The organism is Sulfurovum sp., from assembly GCF_041562805.1.
Lineage (GTDB): Bacteria > Campylobacterota > Campylobacteria > Campylobacterales > Sulfurovaceae > Sulfurovum.
Genome location: NZ_JBFFOH010000256.1, coordinates 1 through 2254 on the forward strand (window position 1 = coordinate 1; position 2254 = coordinate 2254).

The 2254-nt window shown below is 39.6% G+C and carries 2 protein-coding genes; both read right to left on the reverse strand.

What is annotated here, in order from left to right; genetic code table 11:
- Nucleotides 1-1083 (reverse strand): oxygen-independent coproporphyrinogen III oxidase (gene hemN / locus ABYK33_RS15445; protein WP_373034215.1); only part of this gene is annotated, 1083 nt, incomplete at its 3' end.
- A gap of 170 nt (nucleotides 1084-1253) precedes the next feature.
- Nucleotides 1254-2189 carry an ornithine carbamoyltransferase gene (gene argF / locus ABYK33_RS15450; RefSeq protein ID WP_373034214.1) on the reverse strand — a complete coding sequence of 312 codons (936 nt, stop codon included), beginning with the start codon at nucleotides 2187-2189 and terminating at the stop codon, nucleotides 1254-1256.
- Nucleotides 2190-2254 lie beyond the last annotated feature (65 nt).

Below are 2254 nucleotides of genomic sequence, written 5' to 3' on the forward strand. Positions count from 1 at the left end.
ACTAAGGTTTACCCCTCTCTCAAAAGGAAGTCTACCTGCATCGAGTGCCGCTTCATAGACTTTCATGTCTTTGGTGTTCTGAGCATAATAATGTTCACCCTCACCAATACTGGTAAGTCCGATACCTACAAGATTTGCACCACCTTTAGTGGTGTATCCTTGGAAGTTTCGGTGAAGTTCACCTTTTTCAATGGCTCCAAAAAGTTCATCTTCAGGTTTTGCAAAGTGGTCCATACCTACCATTTTATAGCCATTGTTTTCAAAAAAGTCAATAGTGTACTGAAAGATCTCTAGTTTAACATCCGGTGCCGGTAGTGTAGTCTCATCAAACTTTCGCTGTGTTTTCATGAGCCAAGGTACATGGGCATAGTTAAAGACAGCAACCCTGTCAGGATTGAGTTGTGTAGAGAGTTCAAGTGTGCTTTTAAAAGTCTCTAGAGTTTGATACGGCAACCCATAGATGAAATCGGTATTGATAGAATTTATCCCATACTTTCTTGCCAGATCTACGGCTTTTTGCGTGAGTTCCAAAGGTTGTACACGGTGGATCTCTTTTTGTACTTTATCATCCAGATCCTGTACACCAAAACTGATACGGTTAAAACCATGTTTTTGGAAGACCTTCATTTGATTTTCATTAAAGAATCGAGGGTCTATCTCACAAGAGATCTCTGCATCTTTACTCCAGTTTGGAAATTTCGATTTAATGTAAGTGACGATCTCATCAAGTTCAAAAGCTTTGTAATATGTAGGTGTACCTCCACCAAAGTGAAACTGTATGACTTCACGAGAAGTATCGATGTGTTGAGCCAAAAGATCAACTTCTTTTTTTAAGTAGTCTATGTATGCAGAGAGCTTCTCTTCTTTAGAAGTAAAGACAACATTGCACCCGCAGAAGTAACATGCGGATCTACAGAACGGCAGGTGTACATAGAGTGAGAGTTTCTCTTTTGAGTTTTCCAGGTAGTTGATATAATCATCGTATTTGAAATCATCATTGAATTCCAGGGCTGTTGGGTAAGATGTATATCTTGGTCCCGGTTTGGAATATTTACTGAATTTTTCGAAATCTATGTTGCTCAATGGGTTTCCTTTTGAAGAATGGGTTTCTTCTATATCTTTGATTTCTCTTGTCACTTTTTTCTTTTTTGTACTGCGACAAAAGAGAAAAAGGTAACCAAAAAAGAAAAAAACGCAAGCGATTTAGACTTGCTTATGTCTATTGATCGCTTACTCGTTAGTGTAAATACTTGCTACTTATTTGTTGTGTCTCTTTGGCTGTCCAGCCAGACCATGATGCCTTTTTGGGCATGCAGTCTGTTTTCTGCTTCGCTAAAGATCACTTCGGCATGTTTTTCAAAAGTTTCTTCGCTTACTTCGTATCCTCTATAGGCAGGCAGACAGTGCAGGAAGATCGCATCTGATTTTGCCAGCGCCATCATAGGTTCATCTACCATGTATCCTTCAAAGGCTTTCATACGGATCTCTTTTTCATCTTCCTGTCCCATAGAAACCCAAGTGTCAGTTGTGACAACATCACACCCTTTGACTGCTTCTTTTGGATCGTTGCCAAAAGTGATCTTGGCACCACTCTCTTTTGCTACTTCAAGTGCATCTTTTACGATAGCTTCATCACACTCATACCCGTTAGGTGTAGCCACTCTCAGTTCAAAACCAAGTTTAGCCGCAAGCATAAGCCATGAGTGTGTCATGTTGTTTCCATCGCCGACATACGCGACTACAGGGTCTTTGTCTTTGCCATTTTCTATCATAGTGAGATAGTCAGTCATGAGTTGCACAGGGTGATATGAGTCAGTAAGACCGTTGATCACAGGTACTTTTGAATAGTTGGCAAACTCTTCAAGTTTTGACTGTTCAAAAGTACGTATCATTACCATATCAACCATACGGCTGATGACACGTGCCGTATCTTTCATCGGTTCGCCACGTCCTAACTGTATGTCATTAGAAGAGAGAAAAAGTCCCACGCCACCAAGTTGGTAGATACCCGTCTCAAAGCTCACACGTGTACGTGTAGAACTCTTTTCAAATATCATCCCAAGGGTCTGGTGTTCCATATAAGGTACAAACTTTTTTTGTCTCGTTTGTCCTTTTATCTTCTGTGCTAATGTTATCATCTCCAAGATCTCTTCTTTTGTAAAATCTTTGAGTGTTAAAAAGTGTCTCATCGGACTGTCCTTTATACATTATCTATAAATGTAAAAATTAAAAGAGATTATTTTACCATAAAAGG